Annotated in this window: 16 protein-coding genes; 12 read left to right on the top strand and 4 right to left on the bottom strand. The window is 33.1% G+C overall.

What is annotated here, in order from left to right; translation table 11 throughout:
* Nucleotides 1-11: 11 nt before the first annotated feature.
* The 6 genes from BM246_RS04765 to serB all read left to right on the top strand — a co-directional run bounded on the left by BM246_RS04765 (nt 12) and on the right by serB (nt 5,416).
* Nucleotides 12-953 carry an MlaD family protein gene (locus BM246_RS04765; RefSeq protein ID WP_074936139.1) on the top strand — a complete coding sequence of 314 codons (942 nt, stop codon included), beginning with the start codon at nt 12-14 and terminating at the stop codon, nt 951-953.
* A 7-nt stretch (nt 954-960) separates the two neighbouring features.
* Nucleotides 961-2,277, top strand: a complete 1,317-nt coding sequence (locus BM246_RS04760) for a 4Fe-4S dicluster domain-containing protein (protein WP_074936136.1) — start codon at nt 961-963, stop codon at nt 2,275-2,277.
* A gap of 3 nt (nt 2,278-2,280) precedes the next feature.
* Nucleotides 2,281-2,646, top strand: a complete 366-nt coding sequence (locus BM246_RS04755) for a hypothetical protein (RefSeq protein ID WP_052415523.1) — start codon at nt 2,281-2,283, stop codon at nt 2,644-2,646.
* A gap of 32 nt (nt 2,647-2,678) precedes the next feature.
* Nucleotides 2,679-3,470, top strand: a complete 792-nt coding sequence (locus BM246_RS04750) for a (Fe-S)-binding protein (RefSeq protein WP_042506474.1) — start codon at nt 2,679-2,681, stop codon at nt 3,468-3,470.
* Between the two features lie 76 nt (nt 3,471-3,546).
* Entirely contained in the window at nt 3,547-4,032 is a 486-nt protein-coding gene (locus BM246_RS04745) for an ABC transporter ATPase (RefSeq protein WP_074936134.1), read from the top strand.
* 160 nt (nt 4,033-4,192) lie between these two features.
* Entirely contained in the window at nt 4,193-5,416 is a 1,224-nt protein-coding gene (gene serB, locus BM246_RS04740) for a phosphoserine phosphatase SerB (protein ID WP_042506476.1), read from the top strand.
* Between the two features lie 75 nt (nt 5,417-5,491).
* On the opposite strand, the gene BM246_RS04735 is transcribed toward serB, so the two are convergent.
* Together BM246_RS04735 and BM246_RS04730 are read right to left on the bottom strand one after the other, a co-directional pair.
* Complete coding sequence (locus BM246_RS04735) at nt 5,492-6,334, bottom strand: universal stress protein (RefSeq protein WP_042494891.1); 843 nt, start codon at nt 6,332-6,334, stop codon at nt 5,492-5,494.
* A 47-nt stretch (nt 6,335-6,381) separates the two neighbouring features.
* On the bottom strand, nt 6,382-7,341 hold the full coding sequence (locus BM246_RS04730; protein ID WP_074936131.1) for a hypothetical protein: 960 nt from the start codon (nt 7,339-7,341) through the stop codon (nt 6,382-6,384).
* Between the two features lie 391 nt (nt 7,342-7,732).
* On the opposite strand from BM246_RS04730, the gene BM246_RS04725 reads away from it, so the two are divergent.
* The 6 genes from BM246_RS04725 to BM246_RS04700 all read left to right on the top strand — a co-directional run bounded on the left by BM246_RS04725 (nt 7,733) and on the right by BM246_RS04700 (nt 16,333).
* Nucleotides 7,733-8,947: an imelysin family protein gene (locus BM246_RS04725; RefSeq protein WP_074936129.1), complete on the top strand. Its 1,215-nt coding sequence runs from the start codon at nt 7,733-7,735 to the stop codon at nt 8,945-8,947.
* 73 nt (nt 8,948-9,020) lie between these two features.
* Nucleotides 9,021-10,418 (top strand): di-heme oxidoreductase family protein, encoded by a 1,398-nt coding sequence (locus BM246_RS04720; RefSeq protein ID WP_074936443.1) that lies wholly within the window; start codon nt 9,021-9,023, stop codon nt 10,416-10,418.
* Between the two features lie 53 nt (nt 10,419-10,471).
* Nucleotides 10,472-11,548, top strand: coding sequence for an imelysin family protein (locus BM246_RS04715; protein ID WP_074936127.1), 1,077 nt, complete (start codon nt 10,472-10,474; stop codon nt 11,546-11,548).
* Between the two features lie 185 nt (nt 11,549-11,733).
* Entirely contained in the window at nt 11,734-14,649 is a 2,916-nt protein-coding gene (locus BM246_RS04710) for a serine hydrolase domain-containing protein (protein ID WP_074936125.1), read from the top strand.
* Nucleotides 14,650-14,667: 18 nt separating this feature from the next.
* Nucleotides 14,668-15,807 carry an N-acetyl-alpha-D-glucosaminyl L-malate synthase BshA gene (gene bshA, locus BM246_RS04705; protein ID WP_074936123.1) on the top strand — a complete coding sequence of 380 codons (1,140 nt, stop codon included), beginning with the start codon at nt 14,668-14,670 and terminating at the stop codon, nt 15,805-15,807.
* A 46-nt stretch (nt 15,808-15,853) separates the two neighbouring features.
* Nucleotides 15,854-16,333 (top strand): membrane protein, encoded by a 480-nt coding sequence (locus BM246_RS04700; RefSeq protein WP_042506484.1) that lies wholly within the window; start codon nt 15,854-15,856, stop codon nt 16,331-16,333.
* Nucleotides 16,334-16,402: 69 nt separating this feature from the next.
* Here BM246_RS04700 and BM246_RS04695 read toward each other — a convergent pair whose 3' ends face one another.
* Both BM246_RS04695 and BM246_RS04690 read right to left on the bottom strand, forming a co-directional pair.
* A complete protein-coding gene (locus BM246_RS04695) occupies nt 16,403-18,214 on the bottom strand; it encodes a cytochrome-c peroxidase (protein ID WP_074936121.1) in 1,812 nt (603 codons plus the stop codon).
* 76 nt (nt 18,215-18,290) lie between these two features.
* Nucleotides 18,291-19,826: a PhoX family protein gene (locus BM246_RS04690; RefSeq protein ID WP_139221850.1), complete on the bottom strand. Its 1,536-nt coding sequence runs from the start codon at nt 19,824-19,826 to the stop codon at nt 18,291-18,293.
* Nucleotides 19,827-20,068: the final 242 nt, after the last annotated feature.

Here is a 20,068-nt window from a genome sequence, read left to right as displayed (position 1 = left end):
GAAAATACAATTTGAAAATATCTAGAGAAGTAAAAACAGGCATATTAGTATTATTAGGAATTATCCTTTTCATATTTGGTTTTAATTACCTAAAAGGGCAAAACCTGTTAGATAGTTCTAAAACCTACTACGCAGTTTACGATAATGTTGAAGGTTTAGCACCTGCAACACCTGTAACTATAAATGGTCTTAACGTTGGAAAAGTTATTAGTTTGAAATTTAAAGGCGATGGTTCAGGCAAATTATTAGTAGAATTATTGGTGGATAACGATTTTGAATTTTCAAAAAACAGTACTGCACAATTATATGATACTGGTTTAATAGGCGGAAAAGCCGTGGCTATAATACCGGCTTTTGATAATGCAGAAACAGCTGAAAATGGAGCTATGTTAACAGGAAAAGTAAAAGCAGGTTTAACAGATGCATTAGCAAGCCAATTAACACCGTTACAAGCTAAAATTGAAATTATGCTTACAAGTGCCGATGCTTTAATTTCTAATTTAAATGATGTTTTAGATGAAAAAGGAAAGGCAAACTTAAAGTCTAGTTTGGCTAGTTTGAGTGAAACCATGAATTCTTTTCAAGGCACTTCAAAAGCTTTAAATAATATCATGCAAACCAATCAATCTAAAATCACTACAGTTTTAACTAATGCTGAAAGTGCAAGTAACGATTTGGCTAAAATGACAGGAGAACTTTCTAAAACAGATTTAGCAGCTACCATGAAGAATTTAGAAACTACGCTAGCGAGTTTTGAAAACATTATGGCAAACCTAGAAAAGGGAGAAGGTACCATGGGCAAACTATTAAAAGACGACGATTTATACGATAATTTAGAAGGTGCAACCGCAGAATTAGAGTCTCTATTGTTAGATTTTAAATTACACCCAAACCGCTATACTAGAATTCTTTCTAAGAAAGAAATTCCATACCAAGAACCAGAAACTAACTAAGATTTAAATGACATATTTACCAAACATAGTATTCGCTATAATTTTATTTTGTGGCATTGGATATTTTGCAAAAAATGTAAAAAAACTATTCCGTAACATTAACCTCGGTCAAGATGTTGATGTTAGCGATAACAAACCCGAACGTTGGAAAAACATGGCACGCATTGCTCTTGGACAAAGTAAAATGGTGCGTCGTCCTGTTTCAGGATTTCTGCACGTTGTGGTTTATGTCGGTTTCGTTATTATAAATATTGAAGTTCTAGAAATTATAATCGATGGACTTTTTGGAACACACCGTATAGGTTTAAGTGTTTTGCCAACATCTGTCTACGGTTTTTTAATAGGGACTTTTGAAGTTTTAGCATGTCTAGTTTTTGTATCTGTAATTGTATTTTGGATACGTAGAAACGTTATTAAAATTCAACGTTTTTGGAAAAGTGAAATGACTAGCTGGCCAAAAAGCGATGGAAATATCATTCTGTATTTCGAAATGGTTTTAATGAGCCTTTTCTTAATAATGAATGCTACCGATTTGCATTTCCAAGGGTTAAACTCAGGAAACGTTATCAGTCAATATATTGCACCAATGTTTTCAGGTTTACCTGAAACAACGTTGCATTTTATAGAGCGTAGTGCTTGGTGGATACATATTGTTGGTATTTTAATTTTCTTAAACTATCTATATTTTTCAAAGCATTTACACATATTATTAGCGTTCCCAAATACGTTTTATGGCAAATTAACACCAAAAGGCCAATTCAACAATTTAGAATCGGTAACTAATGAAGTAAAACTAATGATGGATCCGAATGCCGATCCATTTGCTGCACCTGCAGAAGGTGATGTTGATGAAGTTCCTGCTAAATTTGGAGCTAGCGATGTGCAAGATTTAAGTTGGGTAAGTTTATTAAATGCTTATACATGTACGGAATGCGGACGCTGTACTAGCGAATGCCCTGCAAATTTAACAGGTAAAAAATTATCACCACGAAAAATCATGATGGACACGCGTGACCGTCTAGAAGAAGTTGGTAAAAATATCGATGCCAACAATGGTGAATTTAAAGATGATGGGAAACAATTACTTGGCGATTACATTACAAACGAAGAAATTTGGGCGTGTACTAGTTGCAACGCTTGTGTAGAGGCTTGCCCAGTGAGTATAGATCCATTATCAATAATTATTGAAATGCGTCGTTATTTAGTGATGGAACAAAGTGCGGCACCAACAGAACTTAATAACATGATGACGAATATTGAGAACAACGGAGCGCCATGGCCATACAACCAAATGGACCGTTTGAATTGGAAAGATGAAAAATAATGGATGAGATACGCTTTAACCATATTAATTATAAATTTATTTTGTTTTAATCGGGTTCAATCTCAGGTTGGATACCAAAAAGATTCACTGCAAATAAAGGTTTATGCTGCGATTGACTATGTAGATAGTCATCCATCAGAAATTAAGGTTAAAAAAGTATTTTGTGATTATTGCTCAGAGTTTCAAATAGAAAAACTATCAGAAGAGGCTTACCGAAGAACGTTTTTAATTCGTAATGATAAAAATGTTCGACTTACAAACGGCACATTTAAACATGCTTTATATATTAGAGTTTCAAAAAAGGATTTAGCGGGTTTAAAAAGAGAAAATTTTGATATAGAAGAAGAAGACATAAATACAAATAATTAAAATAAACCATTTTAATTTATAAAAGAATAAAAATGAGCGAACAACTAAACGTACCAACCATGGAAGAACTCATGGCTCAAGGCAAACAACCTGATATTTTATTTTGGGTAGGTTCCGCTGGAAGTTATGATGATAGAGCCAAGAAAATAACACGTGCTTTTGTTAAAATATTAAATAAAGCCAACGTTAATTTTGCTGTTTTAGGCACCGAAGAAACTTGTACAGGCGATGTTGCAAAACGTGCGGGTAACGAGTTTTTGTTTCAAATGCAAGCCATGATGAATATCGAGGTTTTAAATGCTTACGAGGTTAAACGTATTGTAACTTGCGATCCGCATTCTTTTAATTGCTTAAAAAACGAATACCCAAGTTTAGGTGGTAATTATGATGTTTTACACCATACACAATTTATAAAAGAGTTAATAGAATCTAAGAAATTAGAGATAAAAGACGGGGTGTTTAATGGAAAACGCATTACTTTTCATGATCCTTGTTATTTAGGTCGTGCAAACTCAGAATATGATGCACCACGTGATGTATTGGCAACATTAAACGCAAATCTTCTCGAAATGAAACGAAGCAAATCTACTGCATTATGTTGTGGAGCAGGAGGTGCGCAAATGTTTAAAGATGCAGAAAAAGGGGATAAGGAAATAAACGAACTTCGTACAGAAGATGCGCTTAAAACTAACCCAGAAATCATAGCAACGGCTTGTCCATATTGTATGACAATGATGAGCGATGGCGTAAAAGTGAAAGAAAAAGAAAGTGAAATAACCGTTTTAGATATTGCAGAATTAATTGCACAGTCTCAAGGTTTATAAATAATTCAATTTAATAAATGAAGGATGTTTAGGTTTAATTAACCCGAACGTTATTCATCTTATAAAGAAAAAAATAATGCTAGTAGATTTTAATATATTACCACCAGAATCACGCGTTTGGATATACCAAGCTAATCGTTCGTTTAACGAACAAGAGCTAGAAGAAATTAAGGCCAAACTTAATGTTTTTATAGAAAACTGGACGGCACACGGTAGCGATTTACAATCGGGTTACACTATAGAGTATAAACGCTTTATCGTTATTGGTGTTAACCAAGCTATGAGTCAGGCTACAGGTTGTTCTATAGATGCTTCGGTGCATTTTATTCAGCAATTAGAAAAGGATTACAACGTCGATTTAATGGATAAAATGAACGTGTCTTATAAGCAAGGTGAATACGTAGCTTATAAAACATTAACAGATTTCCGTAAAATGGCAAAAGACAAAGCTGTTTCTAAAAATACTATTGTTTTCAATAACTTAGTTGCCAATGTTGGTGAGTTTAAAGAAAACTGGGAAGTTCCTGCAAGTGAAAGCTGGCATAGTAGATTTGTAAAGTAAAATTTAAACACCCACAAATAATTAAAATTTGTGGGTGTTTTTTTATCCAAACAGTTTGATATTTTACAAGAATAGGGCAAAGTGTATTATTCTATAAAAAACTTTCATAATTCAAATAGAATAATGATTTTTACATCTTTGAAAAAGTAAAAACTAAATTATGGCTAAAGAGATTGTTTTATTAAATATTTCAGGACAGGATAAACCAGGTTTAACATCTAGTTTAACTGGCGTTTTGGCCGAATATGGCGCAAAAGTTTTAGATATTGGTCAGGCCAATATTCATGATACATTGTCGCTTGGTATTTTGTTCGAAATAAAATCTAAAAAGAAATCGGCAGCCGTTTTAAAAGATTTACTTTTTAAGGCTTATGAGCTTGGTATTTCGGCTAAGTTTACTCCAATTTCTTTAGATAAATATGAAGATTGGGTTACGCTTCAAGGTAAAGACCGTTATATCGTAACACTTTTAGGTGAAAAATTAGCAGCCAAACAAATATCTGAAGTAACGAAAGTAATTTCAGAAAAGAATTTAAATATTGATTCTATTAAACGTTTAACAGGGCGTTTATCTTTAAAAAAGCAATCTGAATATCCACGTGCTTCTATTCAACTTTCCATTCGTGGTCAAATTGATAATAAAGCTGAAGTTACTGCGAAGTTTATGCAGATTTCTAATGATCTCGATGTTGATATCGCTTTTCAGGAAGATAATATTTACCGTAGAAACCGTCGTTTAGTTTGTTTCGATATGGATTCTACGCTGATACAGGCTGAAGTTATTGATAAATTAGCAGAACTTGCTGGTGTTGGTGATGAAGTAAAAGCAATTACTGAATCTGCTATGCAAGGAGAAATTGATTTCAACGAAAGTTTTAAACAACGTATGAAGCTTTTAAAAGGCTTAAGTGAAGAAGTTTTACAAGATGTTGCTGTAAATTTACCAATTACAAAAGGAGCTCGCCGTTTAATTGATACATTAAAAAGTTACGGTTTTAAAACTGCTATTCTTTCTGGAGGATTCACATATTTTGGTGAGTATTTAAAAAAAGAATTAGGTATGGACTATGTTTATGCTAATCAATTAGAAATTGTAGATGGTAAGTTAACTGGTGGCTATTTAGGAGATATTGTTGACGGTAATAAAAAAGCAGAATACTTAAAAGAAATAGCCGCAAAAGAAGGTATTGATATTAGCCAAACTATTGCGGTAGGCGATGGTGCCAACGATTTACCTATGCTCAATTTAGCGGGGTTAGGGATTGCATTTCATGCGAAGCCTAAAGTAAAAGATAATGCACAAAGTTCTATATCTAGCATTGGTTTAGATGGTGTTTTATACTTGTTAGGCTATCACGACAGACATATTGATTTAATTGAGTAAAGATTATTTACTTGGTATTATAGAATAAAAAAAGCTCTAAAAATTTTTAGAGCTTTTTTTATGGATTATATTTTGTTAGTCACGATAAATAGCCATTATCGGGATGTCGAAATTGTTTAGCAAATCTTCAGTTAAACTAAAAGAGAATAGACGTTGGTAAAAATTCCGTTTATGGTTTATTAAGCAAACCATATCTATTTTGTTGTTAATGCAGTATTCTGTTAACGATTTCTTCAGGTTAATAGAATCTATAGAAATAAACTCTACATTATTTAGGTGGGCTAAATCTAACGATTGCTTAAAGGTTTCCATTAAAGGAGAAATTGATTCTACATGTGCTAAATCGAAATGAATAACATGTAGTTTTGAATTGAATTCTTGAGATTTTTCGATAACATCTCCTAACGGAATAATTTCATCTTCCTTATAATCCACTAGAAATACAATATTATCCAAATAACCATCGAAAACAGCTTTTTCTGGTATGGCAATAACGGGCTTGCTAATTTCTTCTAATATTTTAATGGTATTGGTTTCCATAAAAATGTTAAACAGGCTATTTTGGCTACTTTGTGTACCCATAATAATCAAGTCAATCTTATCTTCTTTTTTTAAAATATACTTTTTTAAAGACTCTACAAAAGTACCTTCATCTACAACATATTTTACGTTTAAATTTCCTGCCTTACTGTTTTTAATAAGTTTTTCAAATGGAGGGAATTTATCCTTTTTACTTCTAAAGTTCTGTATATCTACTTTATTGTAAACAGCCTGAGCATCTTCATTTAAAGGATCTCCGGCAGTATAAGTGTGATACACAATTAACTTAGAATTAGACTTTTGTGCATATTCCATAGCATATGTAAAAGCATTTAAGGATAATTCGGTGAAATCTGTTGGAAATAATATGCTTTTCATCTTTTTAACGATTAGGGTTATGTTTTAATTTTAAAATGAAAGTAAGGTTATAGCGTTGCTAAATATTTTACAGCATAAACTAGAACAATACTCACTACAAGGCCTATAAAAACTTTAAACAAATCCATACCTAAATTACTAAACATAGCTCTTCTAGGTTCATTTTTTCTAAGCATGTAGTTTAAGGCAATTTCTCTACCGGCCAGAATACCTATAAACACCCAGGTGGTACTCATTGGCACATTATTTAACTCCTTAAAGTAGAATAAAATAATACCGTATGTAAAATCTATAAGCGTAGCAGACCTTAAATCGACGGTGTTGGTTTTAGATTTAATAATGCCTTGTATGGCACCTCCTTTTTTCGCGATAATAAAAGCGAGCATCACTAATATAATAATTAAAGAGAATATTAACTGCCATAATTCGAGTTGTCTTGGTAAGTAAACATAAATATTGGCAAAATCCTGAATAAGCCATTGCGACCATAAAAAACCGGTAGAACCCCATTGTAAAGCGGTCCATATTTGGTTTTCTTTTGCTGTAATTGGGTTTTCTATAAATTTTTTCTCTAGTACTTTGGATATGGCCAAATACAAAATAATGGCGGCAACAAAAGAAACCGCATAACCAGAAACGGATTTTAAAACCATATCGGTTAAATTCTTTTGGTTAAAAAACGTAAGAATTAAAAATGATGTGCTTACAGGAATTCCGGTACGCGTAAGTATCATTAAAATAATAGGAGGTAATATATAATACCATGAAAAGGGGTTTGGCATAGGGTATTTTTCTAAACGTCCATAAGAGACATCGCCGTCATGAGTAATGTAACCATAGATTAGGGTAAATGTTAGAATACCACCTGCATAAAGCCACAACACCCACCATTTTTTTCGTTCATTAGAGCTTAGAAAAGTCCCTAACGTTTGGATGGTATCATTACCTATTACAGAATAGGCGGCTAATGTAAAGCCAAGATAAATAACTATTGTAGAAAAATCCATTGATAATGTTGGTCTGGTTGTTTTTTTATGTTGGTGGTAAATAACGTATTTAAAACAATATGATATGTTATATAATGTTTATTAATTAGTTAAATATTATTACTGTTAAATCTATTAAATTCAGAGGTGTAGAAGAGTTTTGTTTTTAAGAAAAAGTGTATTTATTAATTAAACTTTTTTGATTTGGTAAATCAATACTAGGGTAGAAGTGATTGGTGTAAATGTGCTATATTTTCTAAAGATTTAATAAACGTTTTAAACGATTGATTTAAAAAAGGTTAACAGTTCATTTTGATATTTTATTAAGATTTAATCTAAATAAGCTTTGATTTCTTTAAAAAGAAAATATATTTGCAATTCTATTTATATCAAGTCTAAATAAAAATAAATTATGAAATTCAAATTATTTAACCCGCTTTATCTTTTTACGTTAACACTTTTTGTAGCATCTTGTTCTAGTGATGATGATGGAGGAGACACAAGTGAAAGCATCGAAAAGTCTGCTGTTATTGAAAACTACGCCAAGCTTGTTTATCAATCTTATTTAGATAGTTATACAGGAGCTGTGTCGTTACAAACTGCGGTAGATGTTTTTATAGAAACACCAACTGATGCTAATTTTACAGCAGCAAAAACGGCTTGGTTGAGTGCTAGAGATATTTATGGGCAAACCGAAGCTTATAGAGAATGCAACGGTCCTATAGATACAGAAAATGAAGCTTGGAGTGTTGGTAATGAAGGACAACTTAATGCTTGGCCAATAGACGAAAGTTATATTGATTATGTAGCATCTGGAACAGAAGCTTATGCGGGTAGTTTTACAAGTATTATTTCTGATACGAGTGTAACCATAGATGAAGCGACTTTAGCTTCTTTAAATGAAGAAACCACCGATAAATCTATCAGTACAGGATGGCATGCTATAGAGTTTTTACTTTGGGGACAAGACAATACTTTACCAAGTGAAGATTTACCTGGGCAACGTGAGTATACCGATTATACTACCGCAGATGATGCAGATCGTAGAGCTGATTATTTACAAGCAGCAACCGATTTATTAGTAAGCGATTTAAATGCATTAACTACAACTTGGGCTCCAAATGGTACTTATAGAACTGTTTTTGAAGCTTTAGATGAAGATGTTGCGTTAAAGCAATTTATTAACGGTGCTTTCTTTATTGCTGGTGACGAATTAAGCTCGGAACGTATAATCGCCCCTGTAGATTCTACAGATGGTATTGATGGATTAGGACAAGAAGATGAGCATTCATGCTTTAGTGATAATACGCACAAAGATATTTGGGCAAATGCGCAAGGTGTTTATAACGTAGTTTTTGGAGCTTATGGTAATGTCTCTGGAGATTCTTTTTACGATTTAGTAAAAGAAAAAGATGCAGCTCAAGCTGAAAAGTTAAAAGATGCGGCAGACGAGGCTATGGCAAAAGTAAATGCAATAGCTAATAATAGCGAACCTTTTGATTATCTAATTACATTAGAAAACTCAACAGATGCTAACTTTGGTGTAGTGATGCAAAGTGTTGTTGCTTTACAAGATTGGGCAGATGAAATTAGCGCATCCGCAACTGTAATAGGAATTAATTTATAGAATAACACCCCATTTTTAAAGTGAAATCCCGAATTATACATTCGGGATTTTGCTATTTAAAATCATGATTAAAATGAAACTGAAAATCGTATTTATTTCCATAATTATAACTTGCTTATACAGTTGTTCCGATGATGATTATACGGCTACATCTAAAATTGAATATGAAGAAGGCGAAGAGTTTCTTACTAGTGATTTAGGAGTTAATTCAACAAGTAACAATGCTTTTGGTTTTGAAATCAGTGGATTATCATTTGTTGAGCAAGCCGAATTTGCTACAGGTAACTCTTTGTTTAATCAAACTTGGGTTTCCTCGCCGGCCTCTACAACAGGTCGAGATGGTTTAGGTCCAACATTTAATGCAAGAGCTTGCGCAACCTGTCACTTTAAAGATGGTCGTGGTAAAGCTTTTGTTAATGGTGAAGATTCTAGTGGCTTTTTAATGCGTATAAGTATGCCAGGACAAGATAGTAATGGAGATGCTTTGCCTGTTTTGGGCTATGGAACTCAACTTCAAGACCGAGCAAATAATGGTATTCCGTTTGAAGCAAAGGTTAATGTAACTTACGAAGTTATTAATGGAGAATATGCCGACGGAACGTCTTATCAATTACAAAAACCAATTTATAGTTTTTCTCAAGAAGCCTTTGGTTCTCTTTCTGGTGTGCTAATGTCTCCTCGAGTAGCACAACAAACTATTGGTTTAGGTTTAATTAGTGCTTTGCCAGATGAAGAAATTACAAAGTTTGAAGATGAAACCGATAGTGATAACGATGGTATCTCGGGTCGAGCAAATTATGTTTATAATTATCAAATAAACGAGAGAGATTTAGGTAAATACGGATGGAAAGCCAATGCGCCTACATTAAAACAGCAAGTTGCTGCGGCCTTACATGGAGATATGGGGTTAACCACATCATTATTTTCAGATTCTAATTGTCCGTCACCACAGCAAGATTGTGCCGATGCTATTAATGGTGGTACTCCAGAAGTTACCGATGTACAATTAGATAAAATGTTATTTTATCAGGCGCATTTAGCAGTACCTAATAGACGAAATTATAAGGATGAAAACGTACTGAAAGGTAAAGCACTTTTCTCTTCATTAAATTGTATTGGTTGCCACGCTATTAATCAAAAAACGGGTACGGAAGCGGCAAGTGATTATCTTAAAAATATAACTATAAAACCATATTCTGACTTTTTATTACATGATATGGGAGATGATTTGGCAGATAATAGACCCGATTATTTAGCAACTGGAAATGAATGGCGAACACAACCGCTTTGGGGTATTGGCCTTATTTCTACAGTAAATGGCCATACTAATTTAATGCATGATGGTAGAGCCGCAAATATTGAAGAAGCTATACTATGGCATGGTGGTGAAGCAGAAAATATAAGAGAAGATTTTAAAAACCTTTCGGTTGATGATCGTGAAAACCTTATCAGTTTTGTGAATTCACTTTAAAAAAATGATTTATTTATTAGTTTCATATTAAAACTAAAACACTATTAAAAAACATGAGAAATTTATCAATATTATTTCTGACTTTTTTACTTTTCACTTGTAACTCGTCGGACGATAATACAAAAGCATCATTTAAAGTCGATTTACTTTTAGTCGATGTTGTTAACCAAAATATTCTACCTGCTGTAGAGCATTTTGTTTCAGAAAGTGTTAATTTAAATACGGCTGTAGAAACATATTTAGCAGCTTCTACAGAATTTAATTTAGAAGCTTTACGTGTGCAGTGGCAAGTTTCCGCGAAAGCGTATGGAAGTATTTATGCTTTTAATATTGGTGATGTTCGTGGTCAGTTTATGCATCAGGCTTTATTCAATTGGCCAACATTACCAACGGCTATAGAAAACATTTTGATTAATAACGAAGTTGTGGATGAAGCGCTTGTACTAAGATTAAGTCCACAAATAAAAACACTTTCAGGCTTAGAATATTTGCTTTTTGGTGACGATTTAGCAACGGTTAATGCTGCTTTTGTTTCATCTGAAAAAAGAAGAAATTATTTAAAATATACGGCTTTGGAATTAAAGACGCAATCGGAAAGACTTCAAGGTATTTGGGGTACTGTAAACTCTGGTGCTTATGCTTCAACCTTTATAGCCAATCAAGAAACAGGAATAAAAGGATCGTTCAATTTACTATACAACGGTTTATTTAATTTGATTGATAATGCCAAGATCACCAAAATAGGTAAGCCTGCAGGTTTAGAGAATTCCGATAATGTAAATCCAGAAATTTCACAAGCTTACTTTAGTCATACTTCATTAGCTATTATCGAAAATAACATTAAAAGTTTAGAGGCGGTATATTTTAATCCAAATGGTTTGGGTATTTCAGATTATGTATACGCTACAATTGATAATGATGAATTAAACAATGCTGTAGAAGCTAAAATAGCAGAAGTTTATGCAGCTATTGATGCCATACCAACTAATTTTTATACGGCTATTACAAGTAACCCAGAAGAGGTTGAGAATTTACACGAGAAACTTGGTGAGTTAGGTGTTTTATTTAGTGTAGATGTACGTAGTATTTTATCTATTATTATCACAACAACAGATAATGATGGTGATTAATTCAATGTTTTATTTAGACTTTAAAATAGATTAAGCAGGTTTACTTCAACTTAAATTTAAAATCTGTTACAAACTTCTGTATAAATCTATCTTAAAGTCTTTTCATCTTCTTTTTAAAAGTATTATTTTGGCATGATTATTAGTATTGTATTAAACGACTAGTAATTTCTTAATTAATTCTTTTTATGCGTCATATAAAATTTACCGTAGTTTGTCTGTTTTCAGTACTTTCTATTTATGGTCAAAATTCTAAAAACCCCTTAGAAACAGCCAACCCTCAAGCTCAACATAAATGGGTAGATAGTGTGTATGCTTCACTATCCTTATCCGAAAAAATAGGGCAATTGTACATGGTTCAGGTCATGTCTAGCCAAAGTGCTGCAACAAAAGTTAAGGTCGAAAATTTAGTAAGAAACAACCATATTGGTGGTGTAATATATTCTAATGGCGGACCATACCGTCAAGCCAAACTGAATAATCAACTGCAAGCGATATCAAAAATCCCGCTTTTAGTTGGTATGGATGCCGAATGGGGTTTAAGTATGCGTTTAGATTCTACTTATGCTTTTCCTTGGAACATGACGCTTGGAGCCATTAAAGATGATAAATTAGTTGAAGAGGCTGGTCGATATATTGGCGAACATTGCAAACGTTTAGGTGTGCATTTTAATTTTGCACCTGTTGTAGATATTAATACTAACCCTAAAAATCCAATTATTGGTAACCGTTCTTTCGGTGAAGACCGAGATAATGTTACTCGTAAGGCTTCTGCTTTCATGAAAGGAATGCAAGGCGCTGGAGTTTTGGCTAATGCAAAACATTTTCCTGGTCACGGCGATACCGATCAAGATTCACATTTAACATTACCAACTATTAGTTTTAATGAAAAACGCATAGATTCTATAGAGTTATATCCATATAGAAAATTAATTACCGAAGGACTTTCTAGTGTTATGGTGGCGCATTTAAATGTACCTGGTTTAGATAATTCTGGTGTGCCTTCATCTTTATCAAAACATATTGTTACCGATATTTTAAAGGAGAAATTAGGTTTTAAAGGTCTTATTTTTACTGATGCCTTAACTATGAAAGGTGCTGCCGATTTTGATGAAACCGGCGATATTGATTTAGCTGCTTTTAAAGCTGGTAACGATGTGATGCTAATGTCTGAAAATGTAAGTATTGGTATTTCTAAAATTAAAGAAGCTTATAATAGAGGTGAAATTACAGAAGCACGATTAGAACTTTCGGTTAAAAAGATTTTAATGGCTAAGTACAAAGTTGGTTTACAGAATTATAAACCAATTAGTTTAAATAATCTTGGCAAAGATTTAAACAGACCAGAAGATGATATTTTATATGAAGAACTACTAGAAAATGCCATTACTGTTGTTAAAAACGAGAATAACTTAGTCCCTTTAAAAAAGTTGGAAATTAAATCGATAGCTTATGTTAATTTAGGTGACGATTCTGGTGATGTATTTTTTAATGAACTTAAAAAGTATGGTAAAGTACATGCCGTAAAAGGAAATAATTTAGAAGAATTAATGGGAAGGTTAGAACCTTATAATACCGTTATTGTTGGTTTACATCGCTCTAATGCTAACCCATGGAAAAGCTATAAGTTTACAGAGAAAGAGATTAGTTGGTTGCACGAAATTTCTAGATCGCACAACGTAATTTTAGATGTGTTTGTTAAACCATATGCACTTGCCGATTTAAGAACTATGGCAAATATTGAGAGTGTTATAGTAAGTTACCAAAACAGTGCTATTGCACAACAAAAATCTGCACAACTTATTTTTGGAGCTATTCCAGCAAAAGGAACACTTCCTGTTTCTATTGGACAGTTTTATAATGCTGGCGAAGGTATAGATAGTGAAGCTATAAAACGTTTGGGATACACTGTTCCAGAGCGTGTGGGAATGAATTCTGAAAAATTAAACAGAATAGATTCTATCGCTAATTATGCTGTAAACAATAAAATGACACCCGGAATTCAACTTTTGGTTGCTAGAAAAGGGAAAGTGATTTACAATAAAAATTTTGGGAAACACACCTATAGCGGAAAAGAAAAAGTGGGTTTTGATGATATTTATGATGTAGCATCTCTAACAAAAATATTAGCAACCTTGCCGTTGGTAATGGAGCTGGAAGAACAAAATGTTATTTCACTAGATACTAAATTAGTAGAAGTTTTACCTGAATACAAAGGGTCTAACAAAGAGAATGTGACTTTTAAGAAGATGCTTTCGCATTATGCTCAATTACGTCCATGGGAACCCTTCTATTATCATACTTTAGATACAGTAACTAAACGCCCTAGTGCAAAATATTATAGAAAAATTAGAAGTCCAGAATTTAATGTTGAAGTGGCCAAAAACTTGTTTTTAAGAACTGATTATCAAGATTCTATTCCGAAGATAATTAAAGATTCAGAATTGCTAGATCGCTTGAGATACCGTTATAGTGACTTCCCTTATTACATTCTAAAGAAATTTATTGAAGAGTATTACGACAGAACGTTAGAGCAATTAACGCAAGCGCATTTTTATGAGTCGTTAGGTGCGAATAACACCATGTATAATCCGTACCATAAAATAAGTAGTAAAAAAATAGTACCTACGGAAGAGGATAATTATTATCGTTTTCAAAAAGTACACGGTTACGTGCATGATATGGGAGCCGCCATGCAAGATGGTATTGGTGGCCATGCGGGGGTTTTTAGTAATGCCAACGATGTTGCGAAAATTATGCAAATGTATTTGCAGAAAGGGTATTACGGCGGAAAGCGTTATTTAAAAGAAGAAACCGTAGATAAGTTTAATACGCGTTATTTTGAAGCTCAAAATAACAGAAGAGGAATTGGTTTTGATAAACCTCAATTGGGAACAGTAGGACCAACATGTGGTTGTTTATCTATGAAGAGTTTTGGGCATTCTGGTTTTACAGGAACTTATGCTTGGGCAGACCCAGATGAAGAAATTGTATATGTATTTTTAGCAAATAGAACCTACCCAAATGCAGGTAAAAACTTGTTGTTAAAAGAAAATATTAGAACAGAAATTCAGCGTTTAATTTACGAAGCGATTGAAGATTAAAATTTTAAATTGAAGAGCATGAAAATAGGTATAGTGTGTTATCCAACATTTGGAGGTAGTGGCGTTGTAGCAACAGAATTAGGTTTAGAGCTTTCTAAGCGTGGCCATGAAATCCATTTTATTACATATAACCAACCTGTGCGATTGGAATTATTAGGCAATAACGTTCATTATCACGAAGTAAATGTACCAGAGTATCCATTGTTTCATTACCAACCCTACGAGTTAGCTTTATCGAGTAAATTGGTTGATATGGTGAAGCTTCATAAAATAGAAATCCTTCATGTACATTATGCTATTCCGCACGCATACGCGGCTTATATGGCTAAAAAAATGCTTATTGAAGAAGATATTTATGTGCCAATTGTAACTACACTTCATGGTACCGATATTACACTTGTTGGTAGTCATCCGTTTTATAAACCAGCTGTAACGTTTAGTATCAATAAATCTGATGCTGTTACTGCGGTTTCAGCGAGTTTAAAAGAAGATACACTACGTTTGTTTGATATAAAAAAGGACATTGATGTAGTGCCTAATTTTATAGATTTAGAAAAATATAAGCATCATAGCGTTACAGAATGTCAACGTGGGATGATGGCTAAAGACAACGAAAAAATAATAACACATATTAGTAATTTACGTCCCGTAAAACGAATAGAAGATGTTATTAGTGTGTTTTATAACATTCAAAAAGCAATGCCAGCCAAACTGATGTTTATTGGTGAAGGACCTGAAAAGGAAAAGATGGAAATACAATGCGCTGAACTTGGTATTACAGATAAAGTAATTTTCTTCGGAAGAAGTAATGAAATTGATAAGATACTTTGCTTTAGTGATTTATTTTTATTGCCTTCTCAAACGGAAAGTTTTGGTTTAGCGGCTCTAGAAGCTATGGCATCTGGTGTTCCTGTAATTTCAAGTAACACGGGTGGTATTCCAGAAGTTAATGTGCACGGTGTTTCAGGGTATTTAAGTGAAGTGGGGGATATTGAAGATATGAGCAAAAATGCTATACATATTTTAAGCGATGAAAATCGATTAAAAACCTTCAAAGAAAACGCTCGAAAAGAAGCCTTGAAATTCGACTTACACGAAATTGTACCGCAGTACGAGAAAATTTATGAAAAAACACTAGCCAAGTGTTTGGTGCTTTAAAATTATAAAAATAACTCAGCTTTAAATCCACTCATATTAAAAGAAAATGGAAACATTCACTTTAGCACGCGTTATTCATGTTATAGCTGTTATTTTATGGATTGGTGGAGTCTCTATGGTAACTACCGTTATTATTCCGGCCGTAAAAAAGCTAAAATCCAAAGAAGATCAAATTAAAACCTTCGAAGCATTAGAAGGTAAATTTGCTATACAAGCTAAAGTAACAACTTTACTAACCGGACTTTCTGGTTTCTATATGTTATATGTGCTCGATGCTTGGGATCGATATTTTGATTATCGGTTTTGGTGGATTCATGCTATGACTTTAGTTTGGGTACTTTTTACTCTTATTTTATATGTTTTAGAGCCGCTTATATTGCATAAATTATTCAAAAAATATGTAGAAGAAAATCCTTCAAAAACATTTTCAATACTTCATAAGGCGCATTGGTTTTTACTAATATTAAGTTTAATAACTACGGCAGGAGCAGTTGCTGGTAGTCATGGTTGGTTTTTTATAAAATAAAAATCCGCCATAAATTGACGGATTTTTAAGAGTTTCATTATTGTGTTCTAAAAGTTTTAGAGCTAATGTTTAATACACATCACTAACTGTTTCCGTTAGCGTTTTCATAAAAGCGACTAAGGCGTTTTGTTCTTCAGTTGTTAAATTAAGTTCATCGAATGGCAAAGTTTGGTGTTCTAAATCGAAACCTAGACCGCCACCACCTCCAAGGTTGTAAAATTCTACAACTTCCTCTAAAGATTTATAAACACCATTATGCATGTAAGGCGCTGTTAGAGCAATGTTTCTAATACTTGGTGTTTTAAACATGCCTTTATGTAGTGGTTCTTTAAAGCTCCAATAAAAACCTAAATCATCATCAAGTTGTTTGTTTTCTGCTGTTTCCGGAACTCCAATAACTTCTTTTTCTGTTTCAGTATAAAAAGGAGGAACTGTTCCGTTGGTTAAAGGCATAAAGTGACAAGTAGCGCACAAGGCTTTTCCCATAAATAAATTATATCCCAGTTTTTCTTCATCTGAAAAGTTATTTTCCTCGCCTCTTATGTTTTTATCAAATTTAGAATTGAAACCATTTAAGGTTGAAATATATGATGAAATGGCTTTTATAACATCCGTATTATTTGATGAAATTTTTCCGAAGGCATCTTTAAAAAGAGTGGTATAAGTTGAGTCTTTTAGAATGGCGTTTGAGAACTTATGCACATCGGAGTTAAACTCTTTATCATTTGTAAATACAGATGAAATTTGATCTAACAAGGTGTTTGAGCGTCCGTCTAAAAAGAAACTTTGTTGAAATGCCGTATTTATAAGTGTGGGTGTATTTCGTAGCAATGGTTTACCTTGATTATCTAAATTTAGTGCAACATTATCGGCATAGCCTTTATTAGGTAAATGACAGGTAATACAAGCCATTTTTCCGTTTTCGGAAAGTTTAGGGTCTGAGAATAATTTTTTACCTAAAGTAATCTGTTTCTCAGTTGGGTTTTGGTTGATAGCAGCTGTAAAATAATTTAAATTAAAACTATCGTCTTCAAAAAAAGTAGGGGCATCAAAATTAAAAGGAGTAGTGTCTATTGGTTCCCAAAGTGCACTAGATTTTCTAATATCGACCCAATTTCGAGTAATCGGATTCATATAATCGCGTGTAAATGTAAAGCGATCGAAAGTATCAAAATCTTGATTTTTATTAATAAAAGCAATAGCTTTTTCAATATTAGCATTAAAATCGGAGTCTAATTTTTCATTCTTAAGTTTAATACTATTTTGTATGGTAGCCTTATAGACGGTTTGTAAACTTTCTAGTGAAACAATAGTTTCATCAATGCCTAAATGACTTACTGGCGTATCAAAACCAGATATGGCTAAGCTTACTATACGTAATAGTTGCTGGTGTGTGGCTATAAAAAAGCGTTGTGGATTAAGATCTCTTTTGTCAATAGCTTTTTTAAGGTTAGAAAGCATGCCTTTTTGCACGTATAGTTCTTGTTTAAAATCGGCCTCGGAAGTTTCATTATCAAAAACACTTTCTTCTATTTTTTGATAACCAACTGGTTTGATAATCTTACCGGTGTCTTCTTTATAAATAGGTAGGGCAGGGCCGTTTGCTCTGTGGCCAACCTCCGGATTTAAATACGATGCGTAAGGTTCGGCTTTTTTGAAAGCAACACGAGATAAAGCGAAATAGGTTTTGGCTTTTTTACCGTGCATACCTTCCGTTTCTAAACTATCGATATAACTTAAAGCTAAATCTATGTTTTGGGAGTAATAGTTTTGTGCAGTCGACCAATTTATTACAGAAATGGTTTCTTTTTTATCCTGTTTGCATCCAGTTATTGAAATGCAAATAATTAAGAAGAATAGCGATTTTAAATATCGAAACATGTGTGAAAGTTATAAAAATGAAAGAATCTTCATTGTGAAAATGAAGATTCTTAATATTAAAAAAATATTGTGTTTACTATCTAGCTAAGCCTTTTAATAATACAATTTGTCCACCTTGGTTATGTGGTAAACTGCTAGAAACAAAATCATCGCTTTCCCAGTAATGTGGTTGTAAGTTTAAAATAAATGTATCTGGCACACCTACTTTATCAGAGATATCAGTTAAAGCACCAAACTCACCAGAAAATCCTGTAGATCCTGTTGGGTCTAAGTTATTTTCAACTTTTAATTCTAAAACAACTTTATTATTGTTACCATCTAAATCTGCTTGGTAAATTTGTGCAGCATGGTTTCTAGAGAAAGAATTTGGATCTTCTTGCACGTAGATAAAGTTTTCTGTAACGCAAATATTATCTGGACTTTGTAATTCTGCAAGGTTACCATCTTGATTGTTAGTATCAGTGTTTCCGCTAATAATTTGAGTTAATTTACCTTCTAATGGATTAGTTTCATCAAGTTCAATTTTGTAAACAGTTCCCCAATCGTTATAAGTTCCTCTTCCTGGACCTCTTCCTGTTACCGCAAAAAATACGTCTCTTGCATTGGCATCGCTACCTTTTTTATAATCAACATCTTCAACACGCATAAACTGAGAAGCAAATACATTAGTACAAGCGGTTTCCATTTCACTTTTAGTTAAAGCCGCACCATCTACGATTTCTACAAATTCGATGTCGTAAGTTTTTTGAAAATCTAAACTACCTTCGTTGTAAACTTGATCTGCAGCAACATCCATAGTTCCGCCAGCACCATCAGAAACTTGCTTAAATCTTAAAACATAAATTTTTCCGTTTGCTAAATCTGCATCACCGTTTTCAGATAAATACATAGTTACTTGGCCTTCAGACCCGCTAGAATCATCATCTCCACCAATAATTACCGTTTTACCAGTATAAGCACCTTTTGGTAATGGTACAGCGTTTTCCCAAGAGAATTCACCTAAAGCATCTAAACCAAAATCTGCAGTTGGAGTAGGTGTTTCAATCCAAGGATCAATTCCTTTAACATCGTAAGCGTAACTTTCTGAAGCAGATAAAAAGATATCTTTATCACCACCATGTACAGCAGCTTCCCACATAGTACCAGAACATTGTCTTGCATAATCTGCAACACCACTATTTAATAACCAATCGCCAGAAATAGGATTAAGGTCTTTATCAAAACGAATTCTAGAAACAGCATAATCATCTTCTGCATTTACAACATAGATGTACTCATCACCATCTTTTAAAAATCCTGCACCATCTTGAGCACCAACTAAACGAAAACCGTTAGAAAGCACATCGGTAGAACTTAATAAAGAAAAAGCTTCTACTGTACTAAATTCACTGTGTAATTTTACTAAAGGAGCTAAAGACGATTTGTTACTAAACATAGCTTCTGGTGGTGTGAAATCTTCACCATCCTCACCATCTTTTCCGTCTTCGCCATCTTTTCCGTCAACACCGTTAATACCATCTTTTCCATCTTCGATATCACAGCTAACTATTACTGTACTTGTAGATGTTACAATAAAAAGGAATAAAAATAATTTAATGTACTTGTTCATCATTTAATATATAAATATTGGTTAATTAATTCGGTTCAAAATTAGAATTTGAATCAAACAACCGTGTTAACTAACTGCTGTGCTTAATTTAATTTTAAGTAACCTTAGTGTTAAAAAGATTACTTAAATATTAACAACATGTAGAATTAGGCACTGAAATGTTAAGTGAATATAAAATGAATGTTTCTTAAATTTAATACGACAAAATTGGTGGTTCAATTTCCTGTTAATTCTTAACGAAATTT

The organism is Algibacter lectus, assembly GCF_900112395.1.
Lineage (GTDB): Bacteria > Bacteroidota > Bacteroidia > Flavobacteriales > Flavobacteriaceae > Algibacter > Algibacter lectus.
This window is presented reverse-complemented; position numbering and strand designations above follow the sequence as displayed.

Coding starts and splice junctions, on each gene's coding strand:
- BM246_RS04760 (WP_074936136.1), top strand. CDS start 961: ATGACATATTTACCAAACATAGTATTCGCTATAATTTTATTTTGTGGC.
- BM246_RS04755 (WP_052415523.1), top strand. CDS start 2,281: ATGAGATACGCTTTAACCATATTAATTATAAATTTATTTTGTTTTAAT.
- BM246_RS04750 (WP_042506474.1), top strand. CDS start 2,679: ATGAGCGAACAACTAAACGTACCAACCATGGAAGAACTCATGGCTCAA.
- BM246_RS04745 (WP_074936134.1), top strand. CDS start 3,547: ATGCTAGTAGATTTTAATATATTACCACCAGAATCACGCGTTTGGATA.
- serB (WP_042506476.1), top strand. CDS start 4,193: ATGGCTAAAGAGATTGTTTTATTAAATATTTCAGGACAGGATAAACCA.
- BM246_RS04735 (WP_042494891.1), bottom strand. CDS start 6,334: ATGAAAAGCATATTATTTCCAACAGATTTCACCGAATTATCCTTAAAT.
- BM246_RS04730 (WP_074936131.1), bottom strand. CDS start 7,341: ATGGATTTTTCTACAATAGTTATTTATCTTGGCTTTACATTAGCCGCC.
- BM246_RS04725 (WP_074936129.1), top strand. CDS start 7,733: ATGAAATTCAAATTATTTAACCCGCTTTATCTTTTTACGTTAACACTT.
- BM246_RS04720 (WP_074936443.1), top strand. CDS start 9,021: ATGAAACTGAAAATCGTATTTATTTCCATAATTATAACTTGCTTATAC.
- BM246_RS04715 (WP_074936127.1), top strand. CDS start 10,472: ATGAGAAATTTATCAATATTATTTCTGACTTTTTTACTTTTCACTTGT.
- BM246_RS04710 (WP_074936125.1), top strand. CDS start 11,734: ATGCGTCATATAAAATTTACCGTAGTTTGTCTGTTTTCAGTACTTTCT.
- bshA (WP_074936123.1), top strand. CDS start 14,668: ATGAAAATAGGTATAGTGTGTTATCCAACATTTGGAGGTAGTGGCGTT.
- BM246_RS04700 (WP_042506484.1), top strand. CDS start 15,854: ATGGAAACATTCACTTTAGCACGCGTTATTCATGTTATAGCTGTTATT.
- BM246_RS04695 (WP_074936121.1), bottom strand. CDS start 18,214: ATGTTTCGATATTTAAAATCGCTATTCTTCTTAATTATTTGCATTTCA.
- BM246_RS04690 (WP_139221850.1), bottom strand. CDS start 19,826: ATGATGAACAAGTACATTAAATTATTTTTATTCCTTTTTATTGTAACA.